Origin of the sequence: Mucilaginibacter sp. 22184, assembly GCF_052045695.1 — a bacterium.
Classification (GTDB): Bacteria; Bacteroidota; Bacteroidia; order Sphingobacteriales; family Sphingobacteriaceae; genus Mucilaginibacter.
Map to the genome: position 1 here is coordinate 372,748 of NZ_JBQEPI010000006.1, position 26,124 is coordinate 398,871.

Here is a 26,124-nt window from a genome sequence, read left to right on the forward strand (position 1 = left end):
GTAATTAATGACAAAACAACATGTTTTTTCAATGAACCTGCGTCGAATACGGAAATTATTACAGTGTTTTTCAAAGGGTTCGCTTATTGAGGACCATTGCCTGAAAGGATTTATATGGATCAGTATTCTTCGACCATTATTAATGCTGTAGAGAAAGTAAAAACAGCAGTGGTCAAAATTGAACTTTTTAAACAACAAAAGGATAAGGAACAACCTGTTGGCTCGGGCTCAGGGTTCCTCTTTTCTTCAGACGGGTACCTTTTTACCAACAGTCATGTAGTGCAGCAGGCAGAGATCATTAAGGTTAAAATGCATGATGGTGCCACGCACCTGGCTACCCTAATAGGTCAGGACCCCGATACAGACCTGGCCATACTTAAAATTTCGGCAGCGGACTTTGTGCCAGTACACATGGGCGATTCGGAAGCCTTGGCCATAGGTCAGCTGGTTATAGCCATTGGGAATCCCCTGGGATTTCAGCATACCGTAACAGCCGGAGTTGTAAGTGCCCTTGGCCGAACGCTTCAAAGCCAGAATGGGCGTCAGATGGATAGCATGATCCAGACAGACGCGGCTTTAAATCCGGGAAACTCCGGTGGGCCGCTCATCAATACCGATGGCGAAGTAATTGGCGTTAACACAGCCACCATAAATGGCGCGCAGGGATTATGTTTTGCTATCAGCATCAATACCGCAAAGGATATAGCCAGCCAGCTGATACGTTTTGGAAAAGTGAGAAGGGCCTACCTGGGCTTGGTACTACAACAGATAGACATTGTACCCAAATTACGCACAATAGCCGAAGTAGCTAATAAACAGGCCCTGTTTATTTCTGATGTGGCGAAGGGAAGCCCTGCAGATAAAGCCGGGATACAGAGCGGGGATATTTTATTCTCCTTTAATGATGTGGCTATTGAAAGTTCTGATGCGCTTTTTAAATTGCTATCCGACGAAAAAATCGGGCAATTTCAATTTATAGGTGTATTACGAAACAATTATAAAACAGAGTTTCGGGTTACCCCTGTTCAAAAGAACTGATTGGATGATGTGAGTTTGATATAAATAAACACTTATGTCATTTCGACAAACAGCGAGGGGCAACGTGGTGGGATGAGGAGAAATCTTTTGCGCCATGCAAAGCTTCAATTGCATGGCGCAAAAGATTTCTCCTCGTACCTCGTTCGAAATGACGTGGATAGTTCATTAGCTTATGGTCGGTGTTATCACCACAAACCACCGGCTAACAAGCTATTTCCCCTTTATCAACTCAAGCGCTTTTTTCAGATCACCGGGCTTGGCTGTCAAATTTTTCCAGGGGTCCTGGATCTTCTTTACTCTATCTGCCATGTTATAAATTGTGTAGTTGGATAGTTTAAGCTCATCATTCACTTCATGCCAGTGCAAGGGTGCCGAAACCGTTGCCCCCGGCTTGGGCCGTACAGAATATGGGCAGGCTACCGTTTGGCCGCGTCTGTTCTGCAGAAAATCAATATAGATCTTGTTTTTTCTTTTAGCGGGACTTCTTTCTATACTGGTTGTATCCGGTAGTTCCTGGTGGATGAGGCTGGCCGTGTACTCGGCAAACATTTTTACAAAATCGTAATCATATTTTGCCGCCAGGTAGCAATAAATGTGCAAGCCCTTTGAACCGGAAGTTTTGATAAAAACATCCAAATGCATGCGATCAAAGATCTCTTTGGTTTTTAAAGCGGCTTCTACCGCTTCAGTAAACGGCACATCATGAGGGTCAAGGTCAATCACCACAAACTCCGGGTTGTCCGGTTTTTTGTAGGAGCTTAACCAGGGATTTATTTCAATACAGCCCAGGTTTACCATATACAGCAAAGTAACAGCATCCTTCCCGATGATGTAGTTGATATCTTTATCATTGCTTTCAGAGTGCAATGGTTCGGTCTTTATCCAGTCGGGTAAATGCGTTACATCTACGTCCTTCTGAAAAAATCCACCATCTTCAATACCATTGGGTTGGCGGCGCATAGAAATAGGTTTATCTTTTAAATAGGGCACAATCCAGTCGGCCATGTGCTGATAGTAGTTGATCAACTCGCCCTTAGTTATCCCCTCCTCCTTCCAGAAAACTTTGTTCAGATGGGTTACTTTTAATTTTGTACGGCCAAATGCAATAGTTTCATCGTCGGCCATTTGTTTTTCTGGTGTTTCCATAATTACGTTCTCTGTTTCTTTATCTGCGCGTAGTCCTTTAAAAACAGGTTGTCTTAAATGGCCATCTGCTGTCCATTCAGCATACCAAACTTCGCAAACCAATTCTGGCCGCAGCCAGGTAACTTTACTTCTTTGATTAACTTTTTCTTTGAACGGCTTTTCATCCGTTTCCAAAGAATGTAACTTTCCGTACAGCTCTTTTAAGCCGGTATCATTAAAACCTGTGCCGCAATTGCCAATATACCTGATATTAGCACCTTCACGAATACCCAATACCAAAGCGCCAAAATGTTTTCTCGAACCCGATGGCGCGGTATAACCACAAATAATGGCTTCCTGCGAGTTGCGCGATTTAAATTTCAGCCATCTGTCTGATCGTTTGCCGCTGTGATATGTGCTTTCCTCATCTTTACCGATGATTCCCTCCCAGCCCAGCGACAGTGCTTTCTTAAACAAACCGGCCCCATTGCCTTCTATATGCGTGTTGTAAATTATGGTGTTGCTGTTCAAGGGTTCAATCAGCGTTTGCAATAATTTCTTGCGTTTTACCAGTTCCAGCCCACGCAGATCATGTTCTTTCAGGTTCAACAGGTCAAATACATAATATTTAAGGATCAGGTTGGCGCTATCGCCCTCATAATGCTGAATATCCTGGAAACGGCTTTGGCCTTTTTTATCCTCAATCACCAGCTCGCCATCCAGTATGGCGTCCTGACCTATTTGCCTGAGCGCGTCTATTACTTTATTATACTTCTCACTAAAATCTATCCCGTTCCGCGAGATCAGTTTTGCTCCTTTTCCTGTGTGTCCGATGGCCCGGTAACCATCCAGTTTACGCTCATAGATCCAGCCCTTCTGATCAAAAACTTTGCTCTCCAATTTGGCCATCATGGGCGTATAGGCTTTTTCAACTAAACGCTTTTCCTGCTTCTGGGGGCTGGACTTTTTTTTTTGACCTCTTTCTCTTTAAGATCCGGTAACGCAGTTGCTTCGCCGTTTTTATTATTCCTCATTTTTTTAATATCGGCAGGTACCAAATCTTCACTGCTGTATTTCTTTTTTACAGCGAATTCATCGTTATGCTTGATCAGCAGCCAGGCATTATTTTCGGCATTGTGCAGTTTCACCAGGGCAAATTCGCCTTGCAACTTTTCGCCGTTTAATTTAAACTTCAGGTTGCCGCTTTTTAAGCCTGCTCTTAAAGTCTTTACATCATCTGCCCGTGATTCGGCCAGCGATTCGTAGGTACCGTGATCCCAGATCAGCACTACCCCTGCCCCATAATTACCGTTTGGGATGATGCCTTCGAAATGCTGATAATCAATCGGGTGATCTTCTACCATCATGGCCAGGCGTTTGTCACCCGGATTCATGGATGGGCCTTTTGGCACAGCCCAGCTTTTTAAGGTGCCATCCAGTTCCAGCCTGAAATCATAATGCAAACTGGTGGCATGGTGCCGTTGTACCACAAACGAGAGGGTTTTACCACTGCCTTTACCTGTTTTAGGTTCGGTAGTCTGTTGAAAATCGCGTTTTTTGATATAATCCGTTAAGCTCATCTTATGCCCCTTTCTTGGTCTGTAAACTTTCCATCAATTGCTCATACAGGTCATCGCTGGTGGTTTTATGTGGTTTCAATTTTTTGATGGTTGGCCGTTTTCCTTTGGCTTTGGCCTTAATAATATTGAGCAGTTCACTATTATACTCATCTTTAAACTTGGAGATGTCAAAATGCTCGGTGTATTGCTTGATCAATGCCAAACCTACATCCAGTTCTTTTTTGGTGATACCAACATCATCGGAGATGTTTAAATCATCAGTAGGCCTGATCTCCTGCGCGAAACGGATACGGGTTACTACCATCACGTTATCTGATGGGTGAACAATGCATAAACTTTCGGTATTGCGCAATACAAAACGAGCCAAACCCACCTTGCCCGATTTGAGCATGGCTTTTATTAAGAGCGCATAAGCTTTGTTAGAAGGGATATCAGGTTCGACATAATAGGACGTTTCATAATACATGGGATCGACGTCGGCCATATCCACAAAGTTCTCGATCTCGATCACTTTGCTTTTTTCGGGAGCCGCGTCGGCAAAGTCGCTTTCTTCCACTATTATATATTCGTCCTTAAGCTTATAGCCTTTAACGATCTTGTCATACGGCACTTCTTTGTGCGTTTGCTCGTTAACCCGCTGGTAACGGATCCGGGAATGATCCCTGCCATCCAGCATATCCAGGTCAAGGGAACTTGTTTGCACAGCCGAATACAACTTTATTGGGATGCTCACCAGTCCAAAACCGATAGCCCCTCTCCATATTGCCCTCATACTAAAATATTTAAGCGTATTTATAGTATAACCCAATTTACCTTGCCTGGTTTGCATCAAAATAAAATCATTCAACAATAGAGGCTACAAAGTGGGTTTACACTTTTTCTTAAAAAAAAACAATTAACTATCTCACTATAAACTATATACATCAATGTAAACCCTAAATTATGTAAACCATGTAAACCCACTTTTTAGTAGTTTAATCAATTCAACCTACAAGGCTATCCGTCGCTTACGTATCTGAGTAATCAAAAAAAAGAGGCTGATCATGATTGATGATACAGCCTCTTTAGTATAGAAAATCAGTAAAAAAGAGGCGCCCACCATGGCGAGCCACCTCTTAATCAACTATTACTTTACATCCCAGAATATTTTTGTTGTGCGGGTATCTTTAGTTGCATGAAAATTAATTAATTGAGTTAAAAAAAGACCTTTCGCATGCTTATGCAGGCTCGGAAATATTGGCCTGCGGACTAAGTTTATACAGATTTTCGATCACGGTGGTTACGCCCCCTAACAGTTGCGCATCGTTACCCAGGTTGGAGACTGCCAGTTGGGTGTATGTGGTTAAATGCGGTATGCAATGCTCATTCATGGCCTGCTGAATGGGGCTAAGTAATAGTTTACCTATAACACTGCCCTTTCCGCTTAAAATAATACTTTCGGGATTCATCAGGTGCAGCAGGATAGCCAAGCCCTGCCCAATAAAATAAGCAGCTTCGGAAATTATTTTTACAGCAAAGGCATCTCCTTTTAGTGCTTCGTCAATGATATTATCGGCCGATATGGTATCATATTTCACCAGGCTGCTTACCTTCCCTTGCTTTAAGCCTTCGGTAGCTTTGGCTTCAATAGCCAACAAAGATGCTTCCGTTTCCAAACAGCCCTGTTTACCACATGAACATAGCTTTCCGTTTTTGTGGAGTGGTAAGTGGCTAAACTCGCCGGCAAAGCCACTATGTCCCTTAAATATTTCTTTATTGATGATCATTCCTAAACCAATACCCCAGCCCAGGTTAATGATCATGGAATTATTACGGGCTACGGAGAGCCCGAATTTTTGCTCGGCAAGAGCTATAGATGTGGAATCGTTTTCGATAAATACGGGTAATTTAACCTGTCTGGCAATATAAGTCACTAAGGTTTCATCGGGAGATTTGAGAAAACTTAGGTTGTTACCCTGAAAAGCATCAATAAACCCCGGCATGGTAATACCTACAGCCAAAAATTTATCATGTGGCAAACCAGACTTAATAACGGTAGCGTTGATATGTGCTATAAGCGAATGGATAGCATTGCTGTTGTCGCTCAATTTCAGCTCAAATTCCTGTACATCGCCTACAAACTCATTATTCATGTTCACAATCACAATGCGGGTCACAAACTGGTTCATGGCCACCGAGATGATATATCCGGTATCAGCTATCAGAGAGTAGGTTGCAGGTTTACGGCCACCGCTTGACGTTCTTATACCAATCTCTTTTACAATATTTAACTTGACTAAATCGGCTACCCCTTTGGTTACATACGGAATGCTTCTGCCTGTGTCAATACTCAGGTCGGCTAGCGAGGCTGTCTTACTGTAATACAGCGCCTTAATCAAATCAATATTTTTAAAAAACATGTAGCAGGGGGTTTATATATGCATATATAAAAAAATTAATTTAATTAAAAAAGAAATCTTTTTAATTTTTTTAAAAAGTTTAGTAATAGTTTATAATCTTAATAATTACTTTTGAAAATGTTCAAAAAGTTATCACACCTGCTCGTGGTATTGATTACCATATTGTATACGGGTTATGCCCAGGCGCAACACCGTGTAAGCCCCGATGCGATCAAAGAAAAGATGCAATGGTTTGCCGATGCCAAACTGGGCATATTTATTCACTACGGCATCTACTCCGTAAAAGGGATAGACGAAAGCTGGAGCTTTCATAACAAAAAGATCAGCTATCCTGATTATATGAGCCAGTTAAAGGGCTTTACGGCAAGTCAGTATAAACCTAATGAACTAGCGGATCTGATTAAGGAAAGTGGTGCCCGTTACGCGGTGATGACCACCAAACACCACGATGGTGTAGCTTTATGGAATAGCAAGTACGGTGCGCTTAACGTAGTGCAGAAAACTCCGGCTAAAAAAGATCTGTTAAAACCACTGTATGATGCCCTGCGCGCACGCAGTATAAAAGTAGGCGCCTATTTTTCGCTGATAGACTGGAGCCATAACGATTATCCTGGGTTTTTAAAGGACAGCAGCCGCTACCAGGTAAAAGACCAATCTGCTAAATGGGCCAAATATTTAACCTTTATGAACGGGCAACTGGATGAGCTTGCCAAACAATACAATCCCGACCTTTGGTGGTTTGATGGCGACTGGGAACATAGTGCCGAAGAATGGAATGCTACCGGGGTACGACAAAAACTATTAGGCTATAACCCCAACACCATCATCAATGGACGCTTACAGGGTTATGGCGACTATGATACACCCGAACAAAACTTCCCGGTATCAAGACCAGCCTACAAATGGTGGGAACTTTGCATGACCATCAATGACAACTGGGGCTACCAGCCGCAGGACAAAAACTTTAAAACCCCTTATGAGATCATCAGCATTTTTACTGATGCTGTTAGTTACGGTGGAAATTTACTGTTGGATATTGGCCCTAAAGGTGATGGCAGCATCCCTCCGGAAGAAGTAAACCTGCTTAAAGAACTGGGCGCCTGGAACAAAAAAAATGGCGAAGGCGTTTTTAATACCATTGCCGGAATGCCACAGGGTCATTATTATGGCGCAAGTACCCTATCAAAAGATTCAACAATCTTATACCTGTTCGTGCCAGCCAAAACCAGCGCACCGGTATTGATAAAAGGCTTAAAAAACAGCATTAAAAAAGTATGCGTACTGGGCAGCGATGCACCGCTCACCTATAAAATTGTTGGCAAAATATCCTGGAGCGTTGTGCCAGGCCTAACCTTCATCACTATCCCCGAAAACCTTCAGGACAAGTATATGTCCGTAATAAAAGTTGAATTGAATGGCAAACTTGATCTTTACCGGGGCAAGGGTGGCTTTTTGACTAATGAGTAAAACGTTAGCAAAAATTCATCACGGTCTTGCTAGGTAAGACCACATCATCACCACGTCATTGAGCGTAGCGTGGCAATCCCCAATTAGCAGGGCCGTTCTGTAAGTAGGGGATTGCCACGCTACGCTCGCAATGACGGGTTTTTATTTCCCTAACAGCTCAGCAATAAATATATTTCGCCAGGGTTAATAACTAATAGTCACCTTTGACCCAGTTTTAACTGCCTGGTAAATGGCATCAATGATCTTTAAGTCCTTTACCGCTTCCTCCCCGTTCACGGGCACTACGGGTTGTTTATTATCAAAAATAATGGCCGACATTTCATCCATTTGTACGGTTTGATGTGTAGTAACTGGCTGCGTAAGTTCGCCTTTGTGCGTACGCCCTTGTATGGGGCCATAACCTGTAGATGGCTGTAGCTCGGCAAAACCCTTCTCCCCATCCAGGAAAAAGCGGTCGAGGTTATTCATATTATAGGTTGATAAGCAGGATGCTACAGCCCCGCTCGGGAAGCCAAACTGGAACTGGATAGTTTCATCAACCCCCTCCTTAAATTTCACAGGATCGGTTTTTGTTTCCTGGGCGGTAACCCAAACCGGGTCTTCGCCGGTCATATAGCGCGAACCATTGATTGCGTAAATACCAATATCCATCATAGAGCCCCCACCTGCCAGTTGCTTATTCAATCGCCATTGGGTAGGATCGCCAATTTTAAAGCCACACTGTCCCTGGAAAAACAAGATCTTCCCAAACTCGCCGCTATTGCGCATCCGGATCACCTCGAGCGTTTTGGGTTCAAAGTGCATGCGGTAGCCTACGAGCAATTTCACATTAGCTTTTTTGCAGGCATCTACCATAGCCTGTCCTTCTTTGGCATTTACGGCCATGGGTTTTTCGCAAATGGCATGCTTACCCGCCTTGGCCACCCGTAATACCATATCGTGATGTAACGCGTTGGGTGTGATCACATAAACCGCATCAATATCTGGGTTGTTTTTGATGCTGTCGAAATTCTCATAATTGTAGCAATTTTTTTCGGCGATGCCGTACTTGCTTTGCCAGTCCTTAATTTTTGAAGGTGTACCGCTCACCAAGCCAACCAGTTTGGCTTTTGTGCATGATTGCATGGCTTCGGCTACCCGGGTGCCGTAGCCTCCGAGCCCCATAATGGCAACACGGAGTACGCGGCCCTCGTAAGGAGCTTCGGTATTGTTTTTACTGTTGGCCCATCCCGAAAGCGGGGCCAGATGTAAAGCCAGGGCAGAGATCCCCAGCTTCTGTAAAAAGTCACGGCGCGAATTCATAGGCAATGATTTTAAGGTTCGTAATCGATTACAATTTAGGCTTTTTTGTAAAACCCTTAAAACATTGGAAATGTTTTTTTCATCCATTCGCCGCCTTGTCAACGTCTCGCTGGCCTACCCTCTCTGCAGCAGGCGGTAAAGAAGCTGATTTATCCACGTGTCATTACGAGGTACAAAAAAACCGCTTTTCCTTGCTCTTACCACATGAATTGCCAGGCCTACGGCTTTCGGAATCTCCCTTTATTTTAGTATATTTGTATGCAAACGGCCCGGTTCTCTCCTAAACAACGAGAACCGGGCCGTTTGCATAAGGAGCAAAAAAGGCCAAAAATCAACTGATTTTTATTTAGCTATTTGACAATTAATAAATTAATACTTTTTAAACCTTTAAAAGCATGCCGAAAATTTGTTAAAAAGTGTTAAAATGGCGTTAAGGTTTAGTTAAAATGACCAAAACTGATACGTTTTCACCTCGTTTTTGAGCAAAAAAGTGTTAAAATTTAAGGTTTAAAAAGTTTTCAGTGTCTACTTTCCCCTGGTTTGCCAGGCAGCAAATAAAGAAACAGGCTCACCACACCCAGCAAAAAAATATTGATACCCGTGGCCAACCTGTATGCCGATACGTATCCGGCCAAACTGGTATTACCGGCCAGCTTGAAAAAAAACACACCACCTACAATCCCTATCCCCAAAGCAATAGCGGTTTGCTGAACGGTGGAGAAAGTGCCGGAGGCCGCCCCGGCAAAATGGGTAGGGATACTTTTGAGAGCCATGGTTAACAACGATGGCAATACCGATCCGCAGCCGGTGCCATAAATAAAAAGTATGGGTAATAGTAAATACCTGCTGATATTTCCCGAATTGAAAAACAATAAATGGAACAGAAGCGAACCAATCATGATAAAAACGCCAACCTGCAATACCCGTTTACCATAATGTGGTACCAGGCGAAGGGATAACAAAGAGGCCACCACATACCCGACACCCTGGAAAACAAAGAATATCCCCGTCTCTGACGAGCTGATGCCAAAGCCATTCTGAAACAGAACAACGTTGATCACAAAATAGGTGTCCTGTACCATAAAGTAAAACAGCACGGCGCAAAGGCCAATATTAAAATCTTTAAAACTGAACAGGCGCACATCAACCAGGGGTTCCGGGCCAGTATGTAGTTTTCTGCGCTGGTTAACGATAAACAGGTACAACAGGATGAGTGACATGCCGATGGATGCTGAGCTCCACCAGGGCCAGTGCAATTCGGGACCGCGCACCAGTGGATAAATGAGCGCAATCAATGCCACGGTTAGCAAACCAACACCCGAATGATCAAACCTGGATTTTTTGATGGTTTTGGTATCCTTCAGGAATATGGCCGCCAGTATCACTGCAACCAGCCCAAGAGGTAGATTAATAAGAAAAATCAGTCGCCAGCCGTCCAGCAAAAAATGGACATCGGGTAATAATCCTCCTAAAAACTGCCCTATCACGGAGGCAGTACCGGCTACGCTGCCATAGATACCCAGGGCCTGAATGCGATCGTTATGCAACGGAAAAAGCACCTGGATATAGGTAATACCCTGTGGGATCATAAATGCGGCACTTATTCCCTGTAAAAAACGTGAGGTGTTGATCTGCCAGGGTGTTTGTGAAAAACCGCAAAGGCAGGAAGTAACGATAAACAGTAGCATCGATACTATAAAAACGTTCTTTTTACCATAATGGTCACCTGCCCGGCCACCGGTGATCAGGAAGGCGGCATAGCCCAGCAGGTATAGTACAATAACCAGCTGGATATCACTGTCGGACCCATGTATACCCCTTTTAATAGAGGGGATGGCCACATTGACAATAAAGATATCGATCACCGATAAAAACACCGACGACGAGAGGATGATGAGCAGGAACCACCTTGAAATTGGCTTGTTCATAATTTGCAGATAAATGAATTTAACCGGCTTTAAGCCTGATTTTGTTAACTTTACGATTCAAAGATGAGAGGGAGATGTGAGGCTCACAAGTAGTTTGATGGAGGATACCAAGTATGGAAAATGATACTAACGATGACGATCAGCTGGTTATAAAAGCAGAAAATGAGCTTTTTTTAGAAGATAACTGTCCCATGACAAATGCACTGGACATTATTGGTGGAAAGTGGAAACTAAAGCTGCTCAATAAAGTGAGGGAAGAATGTCCGATGCGCTTTGGTGTATTGCGTAAAAAGATGCCCCATATTACGCAAGCCACGCTCACGGCCCAGCTCAAAGAACTGGAACGCGACGGCATCCTACTCAGAACAGCTTATGCCGAATCGCCCCCGCGAGTAGAGTACAAGTTAACCGAGCTGGGCAAAACATTGATACCCATTATGGACGCCTTGTGCGACTGGGGTAATAATTATTGCCAGATGAAGAAAACGCTGCTTTAATATTATATGCGGCGATCCTGATCTGGGGCCCGCATCGGCCATACAACTGCTTGACGAACCGGGCAAGGCAGAAGACGGTGATCTACAAAGGTAAATGATAAGATTTTGGTTTATATACGTAAATTAGTTGATCAGATACCAATTGAAACATTTATCCTGGAATGAAAACACAGGCTATTATCCCTCATCCATCCGTTGCTGCTTATGTGAGCAACATCGTGGTGATTGAAAATAACAACATTTACCGGGAAGCCGTGTTACCGCTGATAGCCAATAGTTACCCGAGTATCACGTTCCAGATAACAGATACGGGCCTATTGCTCAATAGTCCAAAAAACATGGACAGTCTTGTGCTCTACGGTCAAAACACCAAACCAATTGAGCTGCACACCCGCGGATATGTGATCATTATAGCTTACTTCTTGTATCCGCATATGCTTAAGGCTTTGTTTGGCATCGATGCTAAAGAACTGACCAATATCAGCATCGATCTTAATTTTTCTGAACCGGCCCGTTCCATAAGTCTGAAAGAGCAGCTCCTGAATGCCATGACACTGGGTAAGCGTTTGCAGCTAATGAATAACTATGTGCTTAAATTGGCCGATCGGTATAAACCAGGCATAAACAACACTATTGCATTTGCCACACAGGCTATACAAAAGAGTAAAGGCCTGATATCGCTTACCCAGGTTCAGGGAGAGCTTTTTGTTACCGAGCGTACCCTACAACGACTGTTTGAATTCCATGTGGGTGTATCGCCCAAAACTTTCAGCCGGATATGCCAGTTTCATTCTGCCCTGCAACAGCTCAGCCAAAATCAGTTCACAGAGATGACCGATGTGGCCTTTGAAAGCGGATATGCAGATCAAAGCCATCTGATCCGTACGTTTAAAGAATTTACCAATTATACGCCTTTGGAGTATCTGAAAAGCGCTTCGGAGTTTCCTCGTTAATTTCAGATTGTCGGGTTTGTTCTATCACAGGTTGCCCTGGCTCCGTTACTTTGTGATATAAAAACAAACAGGATCACACAATTTAAAATTAAAAGAAAATGAGAAAGCTAATAGTTTCAGAATGGATAACCTTAGATGGTGTATTTGATGCCGACCGCATGGGCGAATGGTTTATGCCTTATTTTGGCGAAGCCAAGGCTGCCTACATTCAGGATTGTCACAACACTTGCGATGCTATACTTTTTGGCCGTAAAACCTACGAAATGCTTGCGCCGTATTGGTCGACCAAAAAAAATAACGAAGACGGCGTTGCCGATAAGCTGAACAGCGTGCCAAAATATGTGGTTTCAACTACCTTGGAAAAAGCCGACTGGAATAACTCCACCATCATCAGCAAAAACGTGATAGAAGAAATTACCCGCTTAAAAGAACTACCCGGTAAAGAGATCATGCTGGAAGGCAGTGCCGAACTAGTAAAAGCGCTGGCCAAAGCCGACCTGGTTGATGAATACCGTTTGATGGTTCATCCCATTATTTTAGGCAGCGGAAAACGCTTTTTTGTTGATGATTTTCAGGCTTCGGGCCTAAAACTGGCTAAAACCCAAACGCTGGATGCCGGGGTAATTGTACTATACTACCAACGGGAAAAATAAGAATACCAATCAGCTATATAAGCAACAACAAGCCGTTAATAATGAACGACTTGCTGTTGCGTTTAGTCAAGTTAAGCTTCCAATGCAGGTGTATATTCACCACGACGGGCAGCATTGTTAATGCTCAGGCGTTTATAGAAAATTTGTTGCGCCACTGCCACATTTTCATCATTACCTTTCCAGTATTCCATAGCCGGTTGCTGAACCGCCCTGGCGAATGAGAAGGTAAGCGCCCATGGCAACCTGCTTTTGTATTTTACATGCATAGCATTTAAATGCGCGCTGGCATCAGGAGCTGCCTGCCCCCCTGATAGAAAAGCGACGCCCGGTACCGCTGCGGGCACACAACGCAGTAGGCACTCAACAGTAAGATCAGCAACCTGGTCAACGCTGGCTTGTACAGAGGCGTCAACGCCAGATACCACCATATTGGGTTTCAGTATCATGCCTTCCAGGTAAATACGTTGTTGTATCAGCACTTCAAATACGATGTGTAAAACGCGCTGAGTTACCTCAAAACAACGTTCGATCGTGTGGTTGCCATCCATCAGTACTTCGGGTTCTACGATAGGCACTACATCAGCCTCCTGGCAAAGTGCCGCGTAACGGGCTAATGCATGGGCGTTGGCGTAAATGCTGCCATCAGTTGGCGTATCGCCAGAAATAACGATCACAGCCCTCCATTTGGCAAAACGGAGACCCGCTGTAGCGTAATTTTTCAGTCTTTCACGCAATCCGTCAAGGCCTTCGGTTACTTTTTCACCCGGGAAAGCGGGCATATCTTTAGCTCCTTCATCCAGTTTAATGCCGGGAATCACACCACCGTTAACCAATAGGTCGATAAAGGGAGTACCATCATCGGCCACCTGTTTGGTAGTTTCATCAAACAGGATGGCACCGCTGATGCATTCGCCCAGTTTGGGGGTTCTTACTATCAGTTCGCGGTATTTTCGACGGTACTCTTCTGTTTGGGGGATGCCGGCTTCTGCAAAGCGTTTGTTGCAGGTGGCTATACTTTCGTCCATGGCCAAAAGGCCCTTGTCGCCCGCCATAAGTTGCTGGGCGGTGGTTTTTAAAGTTTGTTTATTCATGGGGTATGAGGTATGTACGATTAACGCAGGAGAACGTCTCTTTGTTGTAAATATACTAAACCATCAGGGTCAATAAAATTTGATTTTGGAATATGTGACTGCGATGAAAATTGATAGCCTGAAAGACTTTTTAAACCCTAAATTTTAACACTTTTTACTTAAAATCAGGGCATACACGCATCACTTTTGGCCGTTTTAACTAAATTTTAACGCTATTTTAACACTTTTTAACAAATTTTTGGCCTGTTTTGAAAGGTTTAAAAAGTTCAGTCAAGACTAAAGCAGTTATGCTAACTAAGGAATGCATTTAATGCCTTATTAAACTCCTCCGGTTTTTCCATCATCGGGGCGTGGCCGCATTTGGGTAGTATCATGAGCTGTGCGTTGGGTAAATGATGCTCAAATTCGTAGGCAACGGATGGCGGTGTAATCTGGTCATCACTACCCCATATTAATAGTGTTGGTGTTAAAATTTCAGGGAGCAACGCCAGGACATTATCGCGCTGTGCAGATTTGGCTGCTTTAATGGCGCATATACATTTGAATGGATTGGTGGTAACCTGAAGCACTTCTGCAACCAGTTCGTCAGTAGCTATGGCCGGATCATAAAAGGTGGCGGCAACCCTTTCCCGGATATAAGCGTAATTACCCCGTTTCAGATAGCTGCCAACCTGCGTATTCTCGTAAAGACCCGAGCTGCCGGTAAGCACTAACTTATCCACATTATGAGGATGCCGGTGCGTATAGCGGATGGCCACATGCCCGCCAAGCGAATTGCCTACCAGGATAACATTCGTCAGACCGGCCGACTCAATCATCGTTTCCAGGAAATCAATTAGGTACTCCAGGGTATCGGCCTGGTGTTTTTCATATATGGGTAGTTCCGGAATATAAACGTCAAAAAGGGGTTCAAAATATTCAACAACCTCCTTCCAGTTGCTTAACCCACCAAACAGGCCGTGCAACAATATGATACTTTGTTTCATTTTAAACAAAGCTATTGCTGCGTGCAGATTCAATTTGTGATCGCGATCACAAAAAACAATCAGATCATTTCATCACAAACAATCGTGCCCGGCTTAAAGCTTCGCGGCTGATGTACAGGTAACGCGCGATATTGGTTAAGGATATCATTTTTATAATTGCCGGGCGCCGCTCTAACAGATACCGGTAACGCCGCACAGGGCTTTTTAACGAAAGGATGTATTGATGCTCTGATTGCTGTTCGAGTATTTCCTGGTACAATTGCAAGTTTACGTGCAAAAGGTTCATGTGCAGATCATACAGTGGCTGCAATTTTTTGATATTGATTCTTAGTACCACAGCGTCTTCGAGAGCTGTGATACTGACAGCGGAAGGGGCCTTTTTATTATAGCTTTCGCAGTTGGCCAGGAAATCATCGGGGAAACCGAATTTGATAATCCGCTCAGTACCATCTTCGTCCTGGATAGAAAATTTAAACAATCCTGAAATTACAAACGCCGAAAAGCGCGCAACCTTGCCATATTTTAAAAACGAATCGCCTTTTTTGATGTGCTTCACATTCGCCATCAAATCAAGCAAGCGCCATTCTTCATCGGTTACTATGGGGTATTTTCTCTTCAGCTGTGCATACCAGAAGGGTAATTCCTGTTCCATCAGAACTTTTTTTGTTTTATGAAATCAAATAAACAAAATAATTGCGTAATCGCTTTAGTGAATTTATTGCAAGGGTTTTAAATTACAATGACGTGTGGAAAAAGGGGATTGGCTGGAAGAGCAGATTGACAGGTTGATATATCCCGGGTAAAAGATCTCTCCTCGTACCTCGTTCGAGATGACAGGGTGGGTTTGTTCCATAAAAAACGCGTCATTGCGAGGAGGAACGACGAAGCAATCTCTAAACTATACAGAGTGGCTCTGCCAGTCGGAGATTGCTTCGTGCCTCGCAATGACGCGCGGACTAAGTTGTAAGTCCAAAGTTGTGAGTCTTGAGTCTGAAGTTGTTTTGACTTAGTACTTAAAACTTCAGACTCAGAACCACTCACTACCTTGCTTCATCCAATTCTATTACCACACTCGTTCTGTTTTTATCAACGTGTGGGTTAAGGCCTACATTCATTAAAAAGTCGCCGGTTAGTACCAGGTCTTTTTCTATGGATGAATTAGCGCCCGGGTAAAGATTGATCTCTTTTACCGCGTATTTTTTCTGCGGATCGAGGCCTTTCAGGCGGATAGGCACCGGGGTACCTGTACCGTAACGATTGTTCACCAGGTAGTTAAACATCACCGCTTTTGCTTTGGCATTATCTACATACATGATCGATGCGGCATCGTTATCCCATGGGCTTTGTAAACGGTACTGGTCGCCATGCCAGATAGCCTCTTTCAGGTTATCATAGTTCTTTAAGGCGCCGTGAACGTACTCCAGGTCCTGCTCGCCCAGTTTGCTTACCACAATATCAAAACCCAGTTTACCCATCATAGCAACATCCGTACGGAACTTCAATGGTTGCTTACCCCAATCGGTTACGTGGTTTGAACTGGTGATAGCCGGGTAGAAGTACGAGTACTCCCACTGGATAAACACGCGCTCCAGCGGATCGGTGTTATCGCTTGGCCAAAACTCGGTGAAATATTTCAACGCGCCATAATCTACACGACCGCCGCCACCTGAACACAACATCAATGGTACTTTTGGATATTTAGCGCGTACACGCTCCAATACTTTGTATAAGCCACGCACATAGTCGGTATACAGGTGCGACTGATCTTTTTTCAAATAAGCCGAATAAGCGTTATAGATCACCGCGTTACAATCCCACTTAATATAAGCCAGATCGGGATTTTTGGTGAACAGATTATCAACCACGCCAAATACAAAATCCTGCACCTTAGGATTCGACAGATCAAGCACCAGCTGATTACGGAAATACTTTTCGGGGCGGTTTGGCTGTCTGATCACCCAATCCGGATGTTTTTCGTACAGCTCACTCTTCGGATTAACCATTTCGGGCTCAATCCAGATACCAAATTTTACGCCATTGTTCTGCGCTTCTTTTACCAGCCAGCTTACGCCATCTGGCAGTTTTTGTTTGTTTTCCTGCCAGTCACCCAGGCCTGCATGATCATCATTACGCGGATATTTATTGGCAAACCAGCCGTCATCCAGCAAAAACAGGTCGACTCCCAACTTCTTGGTATCTTTTAATAATTCGGCCAATTTGGTTTCGTTGAAATCAAAATAGGTCGACTCCCAGTTGTTCAACAGGGTCAATCTTGAACCTTCGCCGTCAACAATTTTATATTTACGTGCCCAGCGCTGCAATTTACGGCTGGCATCGCCCTTACCCTGATCTGAGTAGGTATATACTAATGCAGGTGTAGCAAACTCTTCATTTGGTTTTAAGTGATATTCGGCAGCAGCGTTGTTGATACCGGCAATCAGTCGCAGGTTATCAGCTACGTCCAGTTCAAAGTCGATCTTGAAATTGCCCGACCATTCCAGAGCGCCCAGCAATACCTTGCCTTCATCTTCGGTAGCCGGTTTATCCATAGATACCGCGAACATAGATGGTTCATACAAATTGGCACGGGTACCCAGTTTACTGTCGATGGTTTTGATGCCGTGTGTCAGTTTGGCTTCTTCAGGGCGCATTTCTTCGGCCCAGTTGCCATGGTATTGTTTCAGCCAAAAGCCATTACCTTTTAAGCTAAGGTTGGCCGAAGCGAATTTGTTTAATACCACCTCCCCTTTTTCGCGATGTTTTATTACCGACCATTGTTCGGTAACATCTTCTTTGAAATAGGTTTTATAAAACAGTTTCACCTCAAAATCATACACGGGATCTTTCAGCGTAACCGTTAACAGCGAAATATCGTCGGCAACTTTGGTTACCTCGTGGCTCACATAAGCCAGGCTCAGCGATTTATCGCCGTTGGCATGGGTTACGGTGATGGCAGGCTCGGCCAGGTTGGCGGAACCGGATGGTGTATAAGCGGAGTTGAGGATACCAGAGTCGTCCTTTTGGTTATACATTTTCTGGATGTGGGCATACTCCGCGGTATTGCTCAGCTTGGTGCCGAAGTAAACCATCTTCAGGTTTTTATTGGCATCGGTTTGTAATACCAGCGCGTTGTGCTGTGTTTCGACCGGGATGGTCACCACCTGGGCAAAACTGCTGCCTGCTGTAAACAAGCCACCAACCAGGCATAAGGGCAGTAAATGATTTCGGAACATTCTTTTCAATTTATAAGGTTATTTTCAGTGTTAATGTGTTAGCAATTATTCTTTTCAAAATCCCCTCTTGAGAGGGGTGAGTACTGGCGGGGTGTGTTCTTCGCTTTGATAAACACACCCCTCCGCCACTCTCAAGAGGGGATTCGCACAGGCCCTATGCTTTTTTATTTCTTCGCGTCAATATCCAATTTATACAAAGCCGCGTCGCCGCCATCAAGCTTAAAGCTTAATGTTTTACCCAGGATATCGCCCTGTAACAGCTCATGTAACTCGTATTGATCTTTGCTGTTTAAACCCAGGCGTTTGCCATCCATAGCAAAGGTCTTTGACTCGCTGCCGTAATTGAAAAGGGCAATATAGATACTATTTCCAATTTTTTGGGTGAACATTTCCGACGCATTTTCGCCGGTGTTGCCTTCCACGGGTTTAAATGTTTTGCCGTTTTCGATCAGCTTAATGATCTCCGGTTTTTGATACCAGGTTTTGGCCCTGTCGCTCCATTGGCCGTGTACCGAAAAATCATCGCCGGTGATTACCGTACCCGTGATCACAGCCGATAAAAAGCGGGCCCGGTTAGCCCCTTCGCTTTCGGTGGAGAGCACTACATGATCCGCATCAACATAGTTGTATAAAAAAGTTTGCCACCAGCCATAGCTAACGCTGTTGAGCGTGTACTGGGTATCTTTGATGGTTTTAAAGGCATCGCAGGCTATGCGGCGGGTATGTACGTATCTGCCGGTAGCCAAACTTGGCGAAATAGCGGCGTAAATGAGCATCTGATCGCCCAGTTTATCGGTCAGGTATTCCATGCCTTTGCGGTAGGCTTGCATCCCTGTGGTTACCGTTGGATCATAAAAATGGGTCGACTCGGCCGTGGCATGACCTAAAAAGTCGATCTTGATCATTTTAAAGCCACAGGCTTTTAGTTTGCCTATAGTGAGGTCGATACGTGCAAGGGTACCCGGATGGGTTGGGTCGATAGCGCGGGCACCGTCGATATCATGATAGCCGTTACCTACTTTTGTCCAGATATCGCCAAAAGTGTATTTGCTGCCGGGCACTTTGCGCTGCGGACCGTCTTTCCAACCCCAGTCGGTAAATGGTGCCCAGTATACGCCGGGTTCCAGGCCTTTGCTTTTGCAGTAATCAGCAAATTCTTTTAGCTTGCTGTAATCACCTTCGGGGCCGCCTTTCACCATAAAATCCCAGTAAGAGTCCAGATCAATAAAAGCGGTTTTGCCGGTGCGGAAACCAGCCAGGCTATCGGCAAAAAAGTCGGCCACTTTGGTAGCTTTCTCATAGGTGAGTTTTTCCTGCATTACGCCCCAGCTGTTCCAGCCTACGGGTGTAGGTTTTGTCCAGTTGAATACATAAGGCGGCTCGGCAATGCGGTTGGCTTTGGCGTACTCTTCCATGCCTGTGCGCCAGTCGGCAAAATAACCTATCAATATTTTTGGCGATTTTACTACATCGCCGCTGATGGTTCCGTGAGCGATATTGTCGCGAGTTACGCTGTTTTCGGTATATCCGGCCCAAACCTGGATGGCATTGCCACTGTCTTTTTTAGCTGTGCTGCGGATACCTGTTTTCCATACTTCGTGCTCGATGGAGCCAGCTACAAAGCCATTACGACTATCGTTGCTGTATACGGCACCTACTTCGGAGCTCATATTGCTGAACGGCGCGGTAAACGGTTTGGCGTTATAACGGATAAAAGTATCGTTATCAAAAGGTACAAAAATGCTGCGCGCATCACCGGTAATGGCAGCTATATTGCCTGAGAACGGAATGATGGAATTGGTTTGCAATCCCTTGCCAGATGCCTCTATCTGGGTGATAAAATAATCGTGCCCAGGGTAAGTGTAAAACACCTGTTTGATGGGGTTAAGGCCTTTACCGCTTAGCGTGATGGTATGTTTAACGCCCTTGCCAAAACCATCGGTAACAGCGGTTTTGGTATAGGTGCGGGAGGTATAATCTTTAGTGGAAACAGCTTTACCATTAAGTGAGATGGAGGCACTTACCCCACTGTATGCCAAATACTTATTTCCGGCCACCGAATACAGGCCTTTTTTCAGATCGTAGGCAATGGCGTTGCCGGTACCATAAGGTATGATAACCTGTCCCGCGGCCGACGATTTACGCGCCTGTGCCGAAACGGTATTTACAAATGGCAAAGCCAGTAGTAGTGCGAACACTAAAACCGGCCTGGCTATTTTTTGGATAGATTGTCTTGTTGCTGTTGCAATAGGCTTCATGTATAGTTTAAATTGTTTAGCTTTTTTGGGCGGTAATATTTTTAATTACGCCGTTGATTTTAACTTTCACACCGCGCGGGTTGGGCGAGGTGACTTTGTATGTGGTGACCTTGCCATCTTTCCAGGCAAAATCAACGGTAAAGTTGCCGCGGGCTTTGAGGCCTTTTACCGAGCCGGATGTTTTCCAGCTATCGGGTACGGCGGGCAGCAGGTCGATATAACCGGCGTGGCTTTGGATCAGCATTTCGGCTATGCCAGCGGTAGTACCAAAGTTACCATCGATCTGGAATGGTGGCCCGGCCGAAAGCAGGTTGGGATAAATACCGCCGCCCGAGCCGTAATTGATATCGGTACGGGTGGTAGGTTTCATGATCTCGGTGAACAGCTTGTACGCGCGGTTGCCGTCATGCAGCCTGGCCCAGAACAACAGTTTGTAGGCGATAGACCAGCTCGGCCCGTCGTCGCCGCGAACATTGAGTGTTTTTTTGGCGGCTTCGGCCAGTTCGGGTGTACCATCGGGCGTAATTTCGGAGGCCGGGTAAATGCCGTACAGGTGCGAAATATGGCGGTGCTGTTGATCGGTTTCTTTATAATCTTCCATCCACTCCTGGATGCGGCCATCTTTGCTGATGATACCGGGCGGCGGAATTTGTTTTAATCTTGCCTGCAAGGTATCGCGGAATGCTTTATCGATCCCCAAAGTTTCAGACGCGGTGATCACGTTGGTAAATAATTCGCGAATGATCTGGTTATCAATAGTTGCGCCTATGCAGATGCTGGCGTGACTGCCATCGGGCAGGTAAAAGCTATTCTCTGGTGATGAGGATGGTGCCGTAAGTAAATAACCGCTCTTTGGATCTTTGATGAGGATGCTGCTATAAAACTGTGCCGATCCTTTTAATATCGGGTAAATGCTTTTCAGATAGGCTTTATCATTGGTAAAAGCGTAATGATCCCAGATGTTGCTGCATAACCAGCCCGAGCCGGCTTTGGTTACACCCCAGGATGCGCTTTCGCCGGGTTCTGTCCAGCCCCAAACGTTGGTAATTACGTGGGCCACCCAGCCATCGGCATTGTAGTAAGCTTTGGCTGTGCGTTCGCCGGGTTTAACGAGGCCACGCACCAGCTCAACCAGGGGGAGGTTCAGTTCTGAGAGATTGGATACTTCTACCGGGAAATGGTTCATCTGTACGTTCACATCCAGGTGATAATCGCCGTTCCAGGGGGTATGTACCTGGTTGGCCCAAAGGCCCTGCAGATTTGGCGGCAAAAGGCCTACACGGGTACTGCTGATACTCAGATACCTGCCAAACTGAAAGAACAATACAGCCATATCTTTATGGTTAGCGGGTTCTTTATGAAAGCTGATCAATTGCTGATCGGTAGTTTCGGTGCTTTCCGGCGATCCTAAATTGATGTCGACACGGTTGAACAGTTTTTGAAAATTGGCGATGTGCTGTTGTTTTTGCGCAGTATAAGATTTTTTCATAGCGGCATCCAGATCGCGCTGGATCCTTTGTTTAAAATCAGGCTTGCGGAAATCGGTGGCTGCAGATACGTAAATAATCACCTCGGTGGCGTTTTTCACCACCAGGCTGTTAGCCGTGCTGCTGAGCGTACCGCCGGTTAATTTGGCTTTAACGCTGGCCTGGTATTGCATGCCGTTGCCATCAGTACCATTATCCAGCCTGCCCTGCAACAACAAGGTGTTGCCGCTGGTGCTGGTGGCCGAACGTTCAGGACGTGATATATTGATACTGAAATTCAACTTGCCGGGTTTATCAGCCGTTAGCCTGATCATGTCCACATCATCGCCAAAACTGGTGAAGTATTCGCGTTTGTAGGTAACACCATCAACCTGGTAGCTGGTATTGGCTACAGCTGTAGGTAAGGATAGCGACCTTTGGTAATTGGTAACTTTAGCGTCGGCTTTACCATAGTCAAACTTCAGGTCCAGATCGCCCAAAACCTGGTAGCAGCCCCATTGCCTGCCTCCCGAACCAGGGCCTTTACACACAAAATCCTTATCGATCAGAGCTTGTGCTTCCACATTTTTACCGGCCAGCAGCAGCTCCTTTATCTTCGGCAGCTGTTTATAGGCCTCGTAATTGTTGGCATCCTGCGGTGAGCCCGACCATAACGTAATGTCATTCAGCACGATCTTTTCATCGTTTACGCCGCCGTCGGGCATCATGCCCAGGCGGCCGTTGCCCAGGGGCAGGGTTTCTTCCCATACGGCCGCGGGTTTATCGTAATGCAATCTCAACGCTTGTTTTTGCGCAAAACTGAGCGTTGAGGTTAATAACAGCATGCTTGTTATTGATGTGAGACGTTTGGATATCATTGGTTTTAAGTAATTAGGCTTTTGTAGGTATTACCGGGAGGTTCTGTGCGTTTTTATCCAGCACCAAAACAATCACCGAGCAATTTTCATTGGGCAAAGCAGCAGGCAGGCTGATCTGGTAGGTTTTTTTATCTGTTTTGATCGTTACGGCATCCCCATTCATAAAATAAGATTTAGTGATCTTTACACCAGGGATGGCAGGAATGTTCAGCACCCCATCCTTACGTTGAAAAACATGCAGGTATACGATATTTCCTTTGCGGGTAGCGCCATAAACGGCATTGGGCGTATAAGGCCCTCCCTGGGTGCTGTAAATACTTTCGCCGTATTGTTTTAGCCAATCGCCCATTTCCTGCAGGCGTTTTACCTGCCGGGCCTCGATATGTCCATCCATAGCCGGGCCAACGTTGAACAACAGGTTACCGTTGCCCGCCGCGGTGGTTACCAGCGTCTGGATACATTGCTTGAGGGATTTCATCTGGTCGTTAGGTTTCCAGGCCCATTGGTTGCAAATGGTGATGCAGCTTTCCCAGGGTTCGTTCATATTGATCTCCCCTATGCGCTGCTCGGGGGTTAAAAAGTCCCCTACCGATTCTTCGTTCAGTTTTTCGCTGATCTTGCCCAGTCTATTGTTCACGATCACATTGGCGTCAACACTTTTGATGAACTGGTATATTTCTTTGCCATCTTCTTTTGTCCAGGGCTTTTCCCAGTAACCATCAAACCACAGCATAAAGGGTTTGTATTTGGTGATCACTTCCTTCAGCTCATTTTTCATACGGGTTTTAAAGGCGGTCATATCGCCTTTAACGTTTTGGGTGGAGTCGTAAGGGTTGTGGATGGGATAATCAGGATCGTGCCAGTCTAACACGGTAAAATAGATGCAAAAAGTTACGCCCTGCTTTTTGCAGGCTTGTGCCAGTTCGCCCACAATATCTCTTTTAAATGGCGAGTTGGATATGTTATAATCAGAATAAGTGGTTGGCCACAAGCAAAAACCATCATGATGTTTAGCGGTAATGGTGAGGTATCTCATCCCGGCATCCTTAGCGGTTTTCACCCAGGCATCAGCATTGAACAACTTGGGATCGAATTCCCGGTACAGATTGTCATAATCAACCTGGGCTACCTCTTTATTGCGGCTCCAGCCAATTTCGGTACCGCGCTGGGTTACCGGGCCAAAATGAATGAACATGCCAAAACGCTTGTCCATAAACTGATCCATAACCACTTTGGGGGTTTTAACCTCCTGGGCAAACGCCGTGCAAATGCCTAATGCCAGGGCCACAATCAGTACCGCTTTTTTCTTCATCATATACAGGATTTATTTGTTGTTTACCAAAAAATGAACTATCCGGCAGGCATGCCCCTTGCTCGAACCGTTCTTTTTATCGCTGATCTTAATTTTGAGCACATGACTGCCATTGCTCAAATTATCGCCCAGTAAATGATAAATGGGCAGGTGCAACCAACTGCTGAACTCTGTGAACAGGTCCTTATCTTTATACGGACCATTATCAATCGCGTAGGATATGGTACCCGCGTCGCCACCAGCTACTACGGCAATACCAACCGCGTTACCTTTAAAAGGGAGTGTTAACTCTGCACCTGGCTCATCGGCATTCAGTACCGGTACATGCACAAATCCGGCACGGGTAGAAAGGCCATCTGTCGGGTTCCAATCGGGTGTGATCTGCCAGCCTTTGCCCAGTTTGGCGTTGCTGAGATCATAATAGCTGCCATTTTCATAGCGGGCCTTATCAATCACCTGGGGTACAGGCATTTTAAACGGCACTTTGTATTTAGCCTCCGCACACTCCTGCAACAACGTTCGGATGGTGGCGAAATAGAGCTCCTGCCCGTAATAGGCCGGGTGGATATCCTTAAAGTCATCGTTCCAGGTGAGCTCCTTATTTTTGATCTTATCGTTCACTTCCAGCGCCAGGTTTACATAGGGCAGGCTATAGTGTTTAGCTATCAGTTCGTGGTTAAATAATTCGGGCGATAACTTGCCTTTGGCATAGTTTTCCATTTTCTGCTGATCGGCAAAGGCCATCAGGATCACATCAGTATAAGGGTTGGCATTGCGGGCATGCCTTACTATCCCTTCCAAAGCCCGTACCTGTGTGGTGCTATCGGTACCGCGATCGTTTACGGCGGCTTCTAAAAATAGCAGGTCGGTTTTGCCCGAATCCAGGATATCCCGCTGCACACGGAATGCATGCGGCAAACTGCCCAATGATGGTATACCAGCGGCTATAAAATGAAAATCTGTTTCGGGATAGGTTTCTTTCAGGTACCGGCAGATCTTATCGCGCCAGCCGGGGTTAAAGGTGATCGATCCGCCCAGGAACGAAACCGTGGCTTTCTTTTTAACCGTTACCGCGTAATAAAAATTATTGAGCTTGCTGGCTGTGGTCACATAATTGCTGTATAGCAGCGCGTTTTTTACCGGGTACGAATTGCTGTAGATGAAATCGGCATAGTAATCGGGGCGATCGATTTTAACATGATGTCCCTGTAGCTCCACAGGTCCCTGAGTTATAGGCTGAATACTGACCGGACCGCCTAAAGCCAGGTAATTTTTGGCAAAGGGATAGGTATTTTCATCGGGCGGTACCAGCTTATCGTTCAAACCGATAGTATGCAGCACCGGCACGCGGAACGAGGCCAACCCTTCCAGATTATCTATCGGATTATCTTTATAAGCCATCGCCTGCTCTTCGGTGAAATGATATACCTCTTTTAGCTCTTTCCAGCTATTGGCATCACCGGGGCCTTTACCTTTGCCGCCGGGCCAGCTTTTAAAATCGCACACCGGGGTTTCGCCATAAATACAGCTTACCTTATCGGGGTTACGCTTGGCCCAGCCATATACATACAGGCCGCCACGGCTCACCGCTTCTAAGGCTACCTTGTGAGCGAACGCTTGTTTTTCGGTTAAATAGGCATAAAATTTATCCCAAACCTGTAAGGCCTGTGGAGCGCCATATTGATTATCCACATTAACAAAGGCCACATAAAAACCCCTTGTAAGCAATATACTGTCAATTTCGGTATGCCAATCCGGGAACGAAGCACGCCATACCCAGGGATTGCCCGGCAACGGGTGCGCGGGCTTTACATAATAAGCGTCGTGCCCGTTAATGTTAATGGTTACTTTTTCAAAACCCTTCCAAAGGGTATTTTTATCCTGAGCTTTTACCCGTAAAAAAGCCCCCAGGGTTATTGTTAAAATAAATAAGTATTTAAATTTTATCATGCCTTGCA

19 protein-coding genes are annotated in these 26,124 nt (G+C 45.3%); 5 read left to right on the plus strand and 14 right to left on the minus strand.

The window, feature by feature from the left end; translation table 11 throughout:
* Positions 1 to 114 precede the first annotated feature (114 nt).
* A complete protein-coding gene (locus ACTJKG_RS15465; protein ID WP_440739745.1) occupies positions 115 to 1,038 on the plus strand; it encodes a S1C family serine protease in 924 nt (307 codons plus the stop codon).
* Positions 1,039 to 1,248: 210 nt separating this feature from the next.
* Here ACTJKG_RS15465 and ligD read toward each other — a convergent pair whose 3' ends face one another.
* The 4 genes from ligD to ACTJKG_RS15485 form a co-directional block, all read right to left on the minus strand.
* A complete protein-coding gene (ligD, locus tag ACTJKG_RS15470; RefSeq protein ID WP_440739746.1) occupies positions 1,249 to 3,075 on the minus strand; it encodes a DNA ligase D in 1,827 nt (608 codons plus the stop codon).
* 20 nt (positions 3,076 to 3,095) lie between these two features.
* Positions 3,096 to 3,743: a DNA polymerase ligase N-terminal domain-containing protein gene (locus tag ACTJKG_RS15475; RefSeq protein WP_440739747.1), complete on the minus strand. Its 648-nt coding sequence runs from the start codon at positions 3,741 to 3,743 to the stop codon at positions 3,096 to 3,098.
* A gap of 1 nt (position 3,744) precedes the next feature.
* Positions 3,745 to 4,515: a non-homologous end joining protein Ku gene (ku, locus tag ACTJKG_RS15480; RefSeq protein ID WP_440739796.1), complete on the minus strand. Its 771-nt coding sequence runs from the start codon at positions 4,513 to 4,515 to the stop codon at positions 3,745 to 3,747.
* A gap of 445 nt (positions 4,516 to 4,960) precedes the next feature.
* On the minus strand, positions 4,961 to 6,142 hold the full coding sequence (locus tag ACTJKG_RS15485) for an ROK family protein (protein ID WP_440739748.1): 1,182 nt from the start codon (positions 6,140 to 6,142) through the stop codon (positions 4,961 to 4,963).
* Positions 6,143 to 6,259: 117 nt separating this feature from the next.
* Here ACTJKG_RS15485 and ACTJKG_RS15490 point away from each other — a divergent pair, with 117 nt between their 5' ends.
* Positions 6,260 to 7,609 carry an alpha-L-fucosidase gene (locus ACTJKG_RS15490; RefSeq protein ID WP_440739749.1) on the plus strand — a complete coding sequence of 450 codons (1,350 nt, stop codon included), beginning with the start codon at positions 6,260 to 6,262 and terminating at the stop codon, positions 7,607 to 7,609.
* A 183-nt stretch (positions 7,610 to 7,792) separates the two neighbouring features.
* Here the strand turns inward: ACTJKG_RS15490 and ACTJKG_RS15495 are convergent, their stop codons facing one another.
* Both ACTJKG_RS15495 and ACTJKG_RS15500 read right to left on the minus strand, forming a co-directional pair.
* Complete coding sequence (locus ACTJKG_RS15495) at positions 7,793 to 8,911, minus strand: Gfo/Idh/MocA family protein (RefSeq protein ID WP_440739750.1); 1,119 nt, start codon at positions 8,909 to 8,911, stop codon at positions 7,793 to 7,795.
* A gap of 518 nt (positions 8,912 to 9,429) precedes the next feature.
* A complete protein-coding gene (locus tag ACTJKG_RS15500; RefSeq protein ID WP_440739751.1) occupies positions 9,430 to 10,839 on the minus strand; it encodes an MFS transporter in 1,410 nt (469 codons plus the stop codon).
* A 113-nt stretch (positions 10,840 to 10,952) separates the two neighbouring features.
* On the opposite strand from ACTJKG_RS15500, the gene ACTJKG_RS15505 reads away from it, so the two are divergent.
* The 3 genes from ACTJKG_RS15505 (at position 10,953) to ACTJKG_RS15515 (ending at position 12,942) form a co-directional block, all read left to right on the plus strand.
* Positions 10,953 to 11,336, plus strand: coding sequence for a winged helix-turn-helix transcriptional regulator (locus ACTJKG_RS15505; protein ID WP_172337416.1), 384 nt, complete (start codon positions 10,953 to 10,955; stop codon positions 11,334 to 11,336).
* Positions 11,337 to 11,497: 161 nt separating this feature from the next.
* A complete protein-coding gene (locus ACTJKG_RS15510; protein ID WP_172337417.1) occupies positions 11,498 to 12,289 on the plus strand; it encodes a helix-turn-helix transcriptional regulator in 792 nt (263 codons plus the stop codon).
* A 98-nt stretch (positions 12,290 to 12,387) separates the two neighbouring features.
* Entirely contained in the window at positions 12,388 to 12,942 is a 555-nt protein-coding gene (locus tag ACTJKG_RS15515; RefSeq protein WP_440739752.1) for a dihydrofolate reductase family protein, read from the plus strand.
* 71 nt (positions 12,943 to 13,013) lie between these two features.
* On the opposite strand, the gene ACTJKG_RS15520 is transcribed toward ACTJKG_RS15515, so the two are convergent.
* From ACTJKG_RS15520 to ACTJKG_RS15555, 8 genes are all read right to left on the minus strand, one after another.
* Positions 13,014 to 14,033 (minus strand): class I fructose-bisphosphate aldolase, encoded by a 1,020-nt coding sequence (locus ACTJKG_RS15520; RefSeq protein ID WP_172337419.1) that lies wholly within the window; start codon positions 14,031 to 14,033, stop codon positions 13,014 to 13,016.
* 290 nt (positions 14,034 to 14,323) lie between these two features.
* Entirely contained in the window at positions 14,324 to 15,019 is a 696-nt protein-coding gene (locus tag ACTJKG_RS15525; protein WP_440739753.1) for an alpha/beta fold hydrolase, read from the minus strand.
* Positions 15,020 to 15,083: 64 nt separating this feature from the next.
* Positions 15,084 to 15,671 (minus strand): Crp/Fnr family transcriptional regulator, encoded by a 588-nt coding sequence (locus ACTJKG_RS15530; RefSeq protein WP_172337421.1) that lies wholly within the window; start codon positions 15,669 to 15,671, stop codon positions 15,084 to 15,086.
* Positions 15,672 to 16,059: 388 nt separating this feature from the next.
* Positions 16,060 to 18,252, minus strand: a complete 2,193-nt coding sequence (locus tag ACTJKG_RS15535) for an alpha-galactosidase (RefSeq protein ID WP_440739754.1) — start codon at positions 18,250 to 18,252, stop codon at positions 16,060 to 16,062.
* Between the two features lie 164 nt (positions 18,253 to 18,416).
* Positions 18,417 to 20,510, minus strand: a complete 2,094-nt coding sequence (locus tag ACTJKG_RS15540) for an alpha-galactosidase (protein ID WP_440739755.1) — start codon at positions 20,508 to 20,510, stop codon at positions 18,417 to 18,419.
* 16 nt (positions 20,511 to 20,526) lie between these two features.
* Positions 20,527 to 22,821, minus strand: a complete 2,295-nt coding sequence (locus ACTJKG_RS15545; protein ID WP_440739756.1) for a glycoside hydrolase family 95 protein — start codon at positions 22,819 to 22,821, stop codon at positions 20,527 to 20,529.
* A gap of 46 nt (positions 22,822 to 22,867) precedes the next feature.
* A complete protein-coding gene (locus ACTJKG_RS15550) occupies positions 22,868 to 24,169 on the minus strand; it encodes an alpha-L-fucosidase (protein WP_440739757.1) in 1,302 nt (433 codons plus the stop codon).
* Positions 24,170 to 24,178: 9 nt separating this feature from the next.
* Complete coding sequence (locus ACTJKG_RS15555) at positions 24,179 to 26,116, minus strand: SGNH/GDSL hydrolase family protein (protein WP_440739758.1); 1,938 nt, start codon at positions 26,114 to 26,116, stop codon at positions 24,179 to 24,181.
* Between the last annotated feature and the right edge of the window lie 8 nt (positions 26,117 to 26,124).

Bases quoted from the DNA above. Each gene is read 5' to 3' on its own strand.
- ACTJKG_RS15465 (WP_440739745.1), top strand. From the start codon at position 115: ATGGATCAGTATTCTTCGACCATTATTAATGCTGTAGAGAAAGTAAAA.
- ligD (WP_440739746.1), bottom strand. From the start codon at position 3,075: ATGATGGCCAAATTGGAGAGCAAAGTTTTTGATCAGAAGGGCTGGATC.
- ACTJKG_RS15475 (WP_440739747.1), bottom strand. From the start codon at position 3,743: ATGAGCTTAACGGATTATATCAAAAAACGCGATTTTCAACAGACTACC.
- ku (WP_440739796.1), bottom strand. From the start codon at position 4,515: ATGAGGGCAATATGGAGAGGGGCTATCGGTTTTGGACTGGTGAGCATC.
- ACTJKG_RS15485 (WP_440739748.1), bottom strand. From the start codon at position 6,142: ATGTTTTTTAAAAATATTGATTTGATTAAGGCGCTGTATTACAGTAAG.
- ACTJKG_RS15490 (WP_440739749.1), top strand. From the start codon at position 6,260: ATGTTCAAAAAGTTATCACACCTGCTCGTGGTATTGATTACCATATTG.
- ACTJKG_RS15495 (WP_440739750.1), bottom strand. From the start codon at position 8,911: ATGAATTCGCGCCGTGACTTTTTACAGAAGCTGGGGATCTCTGCCCTG.
- ACTJKG_RS15500 (WP_440739751.1), bottom strand. From the start codon at position 10,839: ATGAACAAGCCAATTTCAAGGTGGTTCCTGCTCATCATCCTCTCGTCG.
- ACTJKG_RS15505 (WP_172337416.1), top strand. From the start codon at position 10,953: ATGGAAAATGATACTAACGATGACGATCAGCTGGTTATAAAAGCAGAA.
- ACTJKG_RS15510 (WP_172337417.1), top strand. From the start codon at position 11,498: ATGAAAACACAGGCTATTATCCCTCATCCATCCGTTGCTGCTTATGTG.
- ACTJKG_RS15515 (WP_440739752.1), top strand. From the start codon at position 12,388: ATGAGAAAGCTAATAGTTTCAGAATGGATAACCTTAGATGGTGTATTT.
- ACTJKG_RS15520 (WP_172337419.1), bottom strand. From the start codon at position 14,033: ATGAATAAACAAACTTTAAAAACCACCGCCCAGCAACTTATGGCGGGC.
- ACTJKG_RS15525 (WP_440739753.1), bottom strand. From the start codon at position 15,019: ATGAAACAAAGTATCATATTGTTGCACGGCCTGTTTGGTGGGTTAAGC.
- ACTJKG_RS15530 (WP_172337421.1), bottom strand. From the start codon at position 15,671: ATGGAACAGGAATTACCCTTCTGGTATGCACAGCTGAAGAGAAAATAC.
- ACTJKG_RS15535 (WP_440739754.1), bottom strand. From the start codon at position 18,252: ATGTTCCGAAATCATTTACTGCCCTTATGCCTGGTTGGTGGCTTGTTT.
- ACTJKG_RS15540 (WP_440739755.1), bottom strand. From the start codon at position 20,510: ATGAAGCCTATTGCAACAGCAACAAGACAATCTATCCAAAAAATAGCC.
- ACTJKG_RS15545 (WP_440739756.1), bottom strand. From the start codon at position 22,821: ATGCTGTTATTAACCTCAACGCTCAGTTTTGCGCAAAAACAAGCGTTG.
- ACTJKG_RS15550 (WP_440739757.1), bottom strand. From the start codon at position 24,169: ATGATGAAGAAAAAAGCGGTACTGATTGTGGCCCTGGCATTAGGCATT.
- ACTJKG_RS15555 (WP_440739758.1), bottom strand. From the start codon at position 26,116: ATGATAAAATTTAAATACTTATTTATTTTAACAATAACCCTGGGGGCT.